General features: G+C 59.6%; 6 protein-coding genes and 1 pseudogene. All 7 read right to left on the bottom strand.

Annotated elements, in window-relative coordinates; translation table 11 throughout:
* Nucleotides 1–117 precede the first annotated feature (117 nt).
* The 7 genes and pseudogenes from BM357_RS18045 to BM357_RS20005 all read right to left on the bottom strand — a co-directional run bounded on the left by BM357_RS18045 (nucleotide 118) and on the right by BM357_RS20005 (nucleotide 8,966).
* Complete coding sequence (locus BM357_RS18045; protein ID WP_425426569.1) at nucleotides 118–1,263, bottom strand: IS256 family transposase; 1,146 nt, start codon at nucleotides 1,261–1,263, stop codon at nucleotides 118–120.
* A 432-nt stretch (nucleotides 1,264–1,695) separates the two neighbouring features.
* Nucleotides 1,696–3,276 (bottom strand): SagB family peptide dehydrogenase, encoded by a 1,581-nt coding sequence (locus tag BM357_RS18040; RefSeq protein WP_074956715.1) that lies wholly within the window; start codon nucleotides 3,274–3,276, stop codon nucleotides 1,696–1,698.
* Nucleotides 3,277–3,299: 23 nt separating this feature from the next.
* Nucleotides 3,300–5,234 carry a TOMM precursor leader peptide-binding protein gene (locus BM357_RS18035; protein ID WP_074956714.1) on the bottom strand — a complete coding sequence of 645 codons (1,935 nt, stop codon included), beginning with the start codon at nucleotides 5,232–5,234 and terminating at the stop codon, nucleotides 3,300–3,302.
* Nucleotides 5,231–7,192, bottom strand: a complete 1,962-nt coding sequence (locus BM357_RS18030) for a putative thiazole-containing bacteriocin maturation protein (protein ID WP_342741645.1) — start codon at nucleotides 7,190–7,192, stop codon at nucleotides 5,231–5,233. Before BM357_RS18030 ends, BM357_RS18035 begins: the two co-directional genes overlap by 4 nt.
* A 174-nt stretch (nucleotides 7,193–7,366) precedes the next feature.
* On the bottom strand, nucleotides 7,367–7,546 hold the full coding sequence (locus BM357_RS18025; RefSeq protein WP_245784091.1) for a hypothetical protein: 180 nt from the start codon (nucleotides 7,544–7,546) through the stop codon (nucleotides 7,367–7,369).
* A 336-nt stretch (nucleotides 7,547–7,882) separates the two neighbouring features.
* Nucleotides 7,883–8,176, bottom strand: a pseudogene (locus BM357_RS18020) (group II intron reverse transcriptase/maturase); the annotation flags it as partial.
* Nucleotides 8,177–8,822: 646 nt separating this feature from the next.
* Nucleotides 8,823–8,966: a hypothetical protein gene (locus tag BM357_RS20005; RefSeq protein WP_175511585.1), complete on the bottom strand. Its 144-nt coding sequence runs from the start codon at nucleotides 8,964–8,966 to the stop codon at nucleotides 8,823–8,825.
* Nucleotides 8,967–9,208 lie beyond the last annotated feature (242 nt).

Genomic DNA, 9,208 nt, shown 5'->3' with positions numbered 1-9,208 from the left:
GGGAGGAGGAGCGGTCAAGGGGAACCGTAGGTTCAGCGACAGCGGCCCTTGACGGGCCGACGACCGATGGCAATTTATAGACGAGGGCAAAGGCCAGATGAAAAACTGAGAAAGAGCTCAATATCGGGAGTATGTGTTCAATCTGCAGGGGTTAATCCGCATCAGCAGGGCACCCAAAAGCCGGATCGGAGACTCGCGGTTCGGGAAGATCCGTATTACCCTCTCACGCCGCCGAATTTCCTCGTTCAAACGCTCGACTCCGTTTGTGGTACGCAGCCGTTCGCGGTAACGATCAGGCAGGGCCAAAACCGCTGTCACATCGTCAAACCCATCCTCCAGCACCTGTACAGCCTTCGGCGCATTGTCGGCAAATTCTTCGACAAAGTCATTTTTCAGCATCCGGGCCGTCTTCATATCGGGTGCATCCAGGATCGCGCGTACACGTTTGTAGACTTCCTCCTGTAGAGCCTTCGGGGTGGCGTCGAGCAGGTTTCTCATAAAATGCGTTTGACACCTCTGCCACGTGCAACCCTGGAATTCGGTCTGCAAGGCCTTCACCAGTCCGCTATGGCTGTCCGAAACCACAATGTCGACGCCCCGCAAATCTCGGCTTTTCAGCCACGAGAAAAACTCCCGCCAACTCGCCTCCGACTCGCTGTCCCCAAGCATGAGGCCGAGGACTTCCCGATACCCCTCCTCGTTTAGGCCAGTGGCAATCATGGCTGCTCTGGCGCGCACTCTGTCATTCTCCCGGATACGCAGCACCAGAGCATCCACGAACACAAACGGATACTGGTGTTCCCGCAGGCTCCGGTTGTTCCACGCATGGACAATGGGATCCAGGCGCTTGCACAGCTCCGACACGGTCGATTTGGAGAACTCGGTTCCGCACAGTTCCTCTGTGATTTTGGCCACCTTATGGGTGGAGACGCCGTTGATCACCATCTCCATCTGGGCCAGAACCAGCGCCTGTTCACTCCGCTGGTATCGAGCAAACAGCTCGGTAGAGAACTCTCCATTTCGCACCCGGGGCACACGGAGAATCAGACGGCCCACACGGGTGGTAAGGGTGTGGGGGACTGTCCCGTTTCGGTAACCCTGCCGCTCATCGGTCCGTTCATACGGTGCTGCCTTGAGTTGTTCCGTCACCTGCGCCTGCAGTACCCGATTCAACACTTGCTCGACCAGCTTCGCTACGCCCCGATCCCTTTGAAAGAGGTCTTTCAAAGTGTCGTTGTTCAGGGTAATCTGGTATTGAGCCATTGCGTTTCCCTCCTGGTGATGTGGATCTCCCAATCTCACATTCTACCAAAAGAGGGGCGGATGGCTCATTTTATGTCAGGCGGTGCCACCCGTTTTTACACAGCATACCGGACACTACTGAAATTTGTGGTAGCCGACACCATCAAGCTCACATAAAAGCTAGTGACGGGACAAAGAGATTCGCTATTGCACAAACGGGAGCTTTAGTATACCAAGAAGCGCGACACGCGAGAATCGAACCTTAGAATCGAAAGTGGAAGGCCCGCGTGAACGGGCCTTTTAACCATTATCCAAAGTGGATCACAGTTGTTGTTTGTGGAAGCTATACGGGTACAGTCACCGCACACATCACGAGGATTCACCTACCTTCCTGCAGGTGGCCTCCCCCACGTCACACCCTCGTCACACCCTCGTCACACCCTCGTCACACCCTCACCCGTGGAGCCCTGCCTCCCACCGCGGTCCCGGACGATGCGGGCCAATCGGTACCTGAACAAGCGTTGTTTGACCGCGCGCAGGCAGATCGTACAGGTCGTCGCACATGGGGGCTTCGAACCCGAGCAGGGGGTGCCCGTTCCACCCCATCGCTGCCGCCACAAGCAACAGGCGGTGCAGCAAGATGCCGGCTTGCATCTGTTGAATGCGGTAGCCGCGGTAACCGAGGGACGCTACGAGGTGATCGCGCCGCCCGACCACGTGCACGCATACCGGCACCTGTAACAGATTCACGTTCGGCATGGACAGGGCCCGCTGAAGGTATGGACGATGATCGCCCGGCTGGATCACCTGGAGTGAGTGGGCTTTCGCGTCATAGCGATACGCACCGTCGGGAACACCGTCCACCGCGTAGGTGCACACATACAGCTCCACCGAGTCGGCATGCCCGGATCCCCCATCGATATCCCTCCAATCGCCGGCGGCTGCTGCGGCCTCCGCGAGGAGTGAGGCCAACTGCTGAACTTGGACTGCTTGCAAGACGAAGTCGATACCCGGGGAATACCGTCGCCTGCAGGCGGCCGCGAAGTCGAAGGACAAACGCTCTCCGGCTGGCAGCGCGACGGTGCGTTCTGACGCTGGGACGGGCATGATCTGGGCGACGCGGGGAAACTTTCGCGTCGAACTCAACATACAGGCCCGGTTCATGGCCACGATCCTGGGGCAGGCCAGCACCCGCGATGAACCAAGGGAATGGTCGTGATGAACCGGGTCCACTTCGTCCATCAAGTCCGAATCGGAGACGGCCCCCGGCTCTTCGGCAGGGCCCGTAACCCAACTCGCCACCGGTTGCACCGACAACGGTACCACCGCATACACGCTCTCGTCAGACTCCGACAAACCGAGCAGATGATTGACGGCTCGGTCCAGGAATTGAAAACAAACGCCCGCCGAAAACCCAAATCGCCGCGCGACCTCCAGCAGCTGGCCCACCGCCACACCGCTGTCGACGGCCTGCAACCGGTAGGCAAAGTCAACGTATTTGAAGAACCCCTTCCAGAATACGGTGGATACAAATGCCGTACCGAAACAGGCGGTCACGTCGACTCTGTCTCCCAGGGCCCGTCGCAGGTAGTTGTCAAAGCATCCTTCGCGCAGCAGAACGAGTCGGTGGTGCGCCGCATCATAGTGGTAGACGCCCCGGCGCACGCCAGGGAGGCGGAGGTATACGTACAGCTCGCTGGGATAGAGCGCTCCGCCGGAGGGCAAGAATCGCCGCTGGACATACGCCGATCCGGTTCCGGACACGGCAGCTTCAAGCGACAGGCTGGTCTGAGACAACCGATGAATGCCGTAAACATACCAGAGAAAGTGGCCGATTTGCGTGAGATCCGGCGTCGCTGGTACAGCGGGTGCAGCCTCGAGTGTAAGCGGCACGGCCGCCGACAAAGGCACCGTGGGAAGGCCCCGGTACAACTTGTAAGGTAACGGCGCATCCGACCAATCCGGCATCCAGTCAGGCGGCCGGACCTTGTCGACATCAAAGTGCAGGTCGTGCAAGAATGCCTCCAGGTTCACGCTTCTCCCTCCAAAGATAAAGGTCAAGGAAACGGGTGCGGGTGCGGATTGAGCTCCGCGACTTTGAGTGGGCGCGGGGAATAGCCGAGATGGAACGGAACGTTGAGCACGCGATGCAGCCCCTCAAGACGTGTCAAGTGGTAGCCGAAAGTCATCGGCAGCATCCCCGGAATGAGCACCTTCACGCAGAAGAGGCCGTTTCGTTGCAATTCGGGTGCAGTCTGGTCCACGACGATCACCTCGAGTCCCAGCCGGCCAAACACCTCCAAAAGGTCCTCGAGATCGCGTGCCAAATCGGTGTGCTGTGCACGCGGCGGAAACGCTTCGTCGAACGATTGCAGCGGGCGGTCTCCGGCCAAAAGGAAAGCAAACCGTTCCTCCGCTTCCGGCAAGCTGTAGAGCAGAGAGTGGTCTTCCATGCAGCACACCGAAAACGGATCACGGAGCATGCGCCGCGCATCCTCGCGCCGCGCCTTAAGGCGCTCGTCGAGGGTGCCGATGGTCCCGGCCAGTTCGTGAATGGCACCTTTCACGGCCCGCACGGGATCGACATGGGAACCCGCAGCGCATGTGAGGTTGGCCCCTTCGCGACGCCTGTTCTTCGCAATGGCCCACACGCTCGGAATGCCGCTGTCCATCGTGGCGTTAAAAAACAGCAGGTCATAGCCGGTCAGCGCCTCGAACCGGTGGACCATCAGGCGAAGCTCAGGGTCGGACGCGGAATGAAGGTCGAGCCGTGGAAGCGGCATCTGAGCGTACCACGTCAGCAAGAACGCGTCGCGCTCCACCACTTCGAGGATGCCGTGAAAGATGGCCTCCACCAGACTTCCTCCGATTGCACAGCCATTCGACGTCTCGTAGACGAACCCGTCGCCACCACCGAGGCTGTAGTACGCCAGCCGCTCCGGCACCAGGATGGGGCGTTGCTGCAGAAACGAGTAGCCCCATACCCAGGACATGGCGCGATCCGGATCAAACGGTCGAAAGGGAAAATCGTCCCTCGCATACTGCTCTGGCGCATGGAGGCCGACGCGGACAGGATGGAGGGCCTGATGGCCGAGATTGCGGTAGCTGTCGAACACCACCGGACGAACACCACGGGGGAATAACCCGCAATGGCGCTCCAGTCCCTCCAGAATCGCTGTGTACAGACTCTCCTGGTAGGTTAAGGTTCTTCCCGCCGTCCCCTCATCTGCAGTCGGCAGCGGTAAGTTCACGGCGACCGTAGCAAACGGGGACGACAAATCGTCCATCCGTCCGTTCAGAAGCCCGGTTCGGCCGTCCAGGTAATCCTTCACGAGACAGGGGCCAAGTTCGTCCAGCGAGCGCGAACGGTAGCCGCCGTTGATCTTGGGCGTGGGCGCCAGTGACACCGGCCTCGGCGCGTCGTCTGGCACGCCCCCGCATGTGGGACAAAGCGGATCGGGCACGACGATATGACGAGAATTCCGCAGTGTCCGCAGATTCACCAAGTACAAGGCGCCTTCCAACCGGCTCGACGTTTCGCCAAGCAGGCGTTCCGCCTCGCCCACGCACAGGTAAGCCAGGTACCGAAGCCCTGTTCGAGATGCCCACGCATCACGCTGGGGTCCCTCCTGAGCCATTCGTTGCTGCTCCAGCAGCCACATCTCCGGCCGATCCGGCCCCGCCATGAACCGCCGTGTGTCGGCACACCGCAAACAGCCTGGTACGCCTGGGCGGACCAGGGGACCCACGACGCCCTCGCCAAATGCGATGAACCCCGGGATCCAGGGGACGCCCGCTGCACGGAACACCTGTTCTGCTTCACGATATCGACCGGGATGCCAGGCGTCGTCCAGCACGAGAGCCAGATGGAGCAGCCTGGGAACCGACGCGGGCACGTCCGCTGACCGAAGAACCTTGTGCGCGGGCGAGAGCAATCCGGCGACCTGGTCCGCCCAGACTCCGTTTCCAACGACAAGAACGGTACCGGTCATGCCGGCATCTCCTTTCGCAGCGCTACGGCGAACACCCCCGCCAGGCTTTCCTTCACCCAGGGTTCCGGCGAAACATCGACGACGTCAACCCGCATGCCGGTGCCCTGCAACCTCTGCAGCGCCGCGCGCACAACCTGGGCTTGTGTCCCGTCCGGTGACGCGGGGACAGACAATAATTGCGGAACCCCCCCGGCCATCTCGACGAACTCCGTCTCCAATCCGCGTCCGCTCCCGTACGTCACCAGGTTCTGCAGAGACAGCAGCGCGTGGGTCAGTGCCGAGCGAAGTGCCAGGGTCACGTTCAGACCGACGCCGGCAAACCAGTGCTCACCGGACCGAACCCACACGACCGGACACCCGAGTACGGGTACACCGAGCCCGAACTCCGGCTCTCCTCCCAGCACAGTCAACGCCTCCAGGTAGCAGCAGCAATGGATGTCGGCGACCTCGGTCAGCACGATCGGTGACACGGACGGCGGTGCGTCATGATTGCGCTGGCGCAGCGCCTCCTCAAGACACCGGACCAGGGCGCGGCTCACCCCTTCCGCCAGAGTTTCCCCTGCCCCGATGCCTGTATAGAGAGGTCGACCGTCATCGGAATGTTCATCCGGTTGTCGGGGTGACAGGGATACACCCGGTTCTCCCATCAGCCGGGAGACGTACGTGTCCACCCCAACCAACCCAGCCTCACGTCTCGCTTCCTCGTGGGTAAGGCCCGTGCACACCATCTCGGGAAGCAGGCGCGCCGGCCCGGGAGATCGGGGATCCGCCACCTGGACACGGCACTGCGCAAGAGGTAGCTGTACCAGGTCCCCCTCCTCCCAGATGTGAAAGATCCCAGCGATCGGCGACGTCAACCGAGCAAAAAAGGGCAGCAAACTTTGGGAGTCGGACATCTCGTCTGCAGCTCCCAATTGACGCTCGAGGTCTGCGACGGGCACTGGCGGTGTCGTTCCCACGACGAGAGGATGCAGCCAGAACGAATGCCAGTGCCCCTCGAGGGTTTCGAGATTGAGCAGGAAAAAGCGCGGTTCTTCCTCCGCGGCACGCTCTCCGGCAACCCACTTGAACCACTCGAGAACGAGCACATTCGCCATCATCGCTCCGGCGGTCGAGGAAAATGCGTGTACCTGTTCATCCTTCGCTATGGCGGACTGATGCATCCGACGCCACGCGGACTCCCAGGAAACAGGGCTACCGGAGCACGTGAACGGACCCACGAGCCCTGCCTGGCCCGCGCAGACTGCGGGCAGAAACCGCTTCCCTTCATCACGGCACGCTGCTTCGAATGTTCGCAGCTCTTCGAGGCGGCCTGTCTGCGACACGTACAGCACCGCATCGAACGGCCTCACTGCCTCACGAAGGACATCCTGCCCGGTACCCGGCATGCCCACCTCCTGGAAGGAAACGTCGGGGTCTGACCGTTGAGCGTGGCGTACAAGTTCAGTGATCCGATCTCGGTGGGTCGGCACTTCCTCTGTGACCAGGACGTGAATGCCCGGCAGCCCGGATTCGAGCAGTGCCGACACCAATGAAACGAGGAAGGGTCCTGCGCCCACAGCAAGCACACGAGCTTTACGGTACAACTCGAAGCGATAAGCCCCAGCACCGAACAGATGATCCAAGAACTCGATTTGCGGTGTATAGGACATGATGAGCTCCGCACGCAGGGAATGCGGCGGATCAGAGGCCACGTCTTGCACAAAGCCGTTGTCATACAGGACTTGGGCGATCTCGTAGACCCGGTTTCGGTGGGCTTCGTTCAGCCCCTCGGTCAACTCGCCCAACGTGTGTGTCCCATCGAAGACCGGCATGAGGTGGTTGATCCACTCCACAATGCTCCTGCCTTCCACGCGGAACGAGCCTTCGTTGTTCCGAAAATACACACCGCCGTTTTCATCCGGCACGAAGAAGGTGTCCCCTTTCACCTTCAGACGCATCGAGGGATGCAGCTTCACGACGTCCTGCCTCCTCCGCCTGGCTGTTCTAGCCCTTCTCGCCAACCTCACCGGCATTCTATGTACGATGACGCAAAGGTGCGTGCATCAAGCAAAGCTCCTGTACGACAGTTGCGTTGTACAGGAGCAGCCAAGTGGATTTAGGTAGTGGTGAATTTTTCAGACGAACTCAGGTTAGAAGCAGCGGGAGCAGCGGAAGCAATTAGAGCAACGGAAACAATTGAAGCAGCGGAAGCACTGGAAGCAGTTGAAGCAACGGAAGCAGACAAAACATTGGCTGCAACGAAAGCCTCCACCGCCGCAGAAAAACTGGGCCGGAACGGTGTCGTGCGGCCCCGGATTGTCGGACGGCACGACCTTACTGGTCTTGAACTCGTCCACATCCAGCTTGTGAATCGCCTTCTTGAAATCGTCCACGGAATACCCTCCCCTCCTAAAGCGTCCGGCCTGGCAAACAAGGCCGACAGGTCGTCGCTGACGTGCTATGGATGCTGCAACGATATTGTAGATGTATGAGCGAGGCGTGGCCGGGGGCAAGGCTCGTTCCGCGTATCATCGGCCCATTTCACCATACGCTGGTGGGCGAGAACTCACACGACCGGTTGCCGCGGCCGTGATGGTACGACATCCAGTAGGAGGGGGCGACTGGCCCCCGTCCTCTCACACCACCGTACGTGCGGGTCCGCATACCAGGTCCACCGCCCACCGGTAACCCAGCTGAATGTATTGCTGTGCCCTGCGCACTGCATCATGGGCGCTCCGCCCCGGCCGGAATCCGAAGCCTTCTCTGGAAAATCCTGGGTAGAAAATCGGGTTCAGTACCTGCAGCCACGCCTGCTGGATGAGTCCGTCTATCACGGTGGGGATTCCCAGCCCCCGCACCCCGCCTCCGGGTTTCGGAATTTCGACCCGCCTGACGGGTTGCAGTTTGTATGTCACCGCGAGCAGCTGCTGACGGATATCAGCCCAGTGGATCTGGATGTAGTCCGTTCTCGTTTCATGTTTGGCCCTTGCGCGGGCGAGCGCCCGCCCATGTACTATGGCCTCTGCTGACTCCCGTCCGTTCAACGCCGCCTCTCGACGACGGTTCCCGGCTCTGCCGGAGTACCGGACAGGCCTCCCCGGATAAGAACGGAATCTTTCCCCTCATGTCATGCACCCGCCGCATTTACTGCCACAGCCCTTGGCGACTTCGGACTTTGTTGTGGGCAACTCGTCCGACTGCAACAGCCTCAGATGCGATTCGTGTACCTCAGGTCGAGGCTTTGCCTCCAGCTTCCTCTAGATTCCACCTCGCGATGGACCCTTGCTCTTGGCTAACGGTAGGTATGTCGCCAACCCCCGTTCGGGACTTTCACCCTAGAGATTCCGCCCATGCCGGGCGTACCCCAAAAAAAGGCGTCCCCAAAGGGGACGCCCACCCTTTCAACGATCTGATATGGCAGGAACTCACAACTGTCATGGTTTAGTAAGCAAGTCCTGCATATCAGACGAACTTCCGCTCTTCCCGTTCCTCAAGCAGGATGAACAGCACGAAAATGATCAAGAACACAACTGCCCATACGGTGAATTGGCCGGACCATCCAAACATTGTGAGCCACCCCCTTGCACTCGAAGCGTGCCATACTCATCAATAGTAACCAGGTCCATATCCGCCTCCGTAAACAGGTCCACCATAGAATTCCCTCTCACGTGGAACGAGCAGGATAAACAGCACAAAGATAATCAGAAACACAACCGCGTGGCGACGAATTTCACGACGTTCCTCACCCATCCTTAGTCACCCCCTTCACTCGAAGTACTGTAGTGTATGGAGGAAAATTCAGTCGTGAGACGGCTTGTATCATAGAAGGGACAAGGCTTTTGTCATAGAATGGACCGGCTTGTACGCCCTTTTTAGACAAACAATAAAACGCCCTTGGTTAAAGTCTCAAGTAGTGGTGTAAAATCCGTCGTTCACAATTGACGACGAAGCCACCGTGCGTGTCTACTAGAAAGTGACGCAACCAACTAGTA

The organism is Paenalicyclobacillus macrosporangiidus (genome assembly GCF_900116805.1).
GTDB classification, from domain to species: Bacteria; Bacillota; Bacilli; order Alicyclobacillales; family Alicyclobacillaceae; genus Alicyclobacillus_H; species Alicyclobacillus_H macrosporangiidus.
Note: the sequence above shows the minus strand (reverse complement) of the source record. Positions and strands in the feature narration are given on the sequence as shown.

Excerpts from the sequence above, each read along its gene's own strand:
- BM357_RS18035 (WP_074956714.1), bottom strand. The coding sequence starts at position 5,234 with ATGACCGGTACCGTTCTTGTCGTTGGAAACGGAGTCTGGGCGGACCAG.
- BM357_RS20005 (WP_175511585.1), bottom strand. The coding sequence starts at position 8,966 with ATGGGTGAGGAACGTCGTGAAATTCGTCGCCACGCGGTTGTGTTTCTG.
- BM357_RS18045 (WP_425426569.1), bottom strand. The coding sequence starts at position 1,263 with ATGGCTCAATACCAGATTACCCTGAACAACGACACTTTGAAAGACCTC.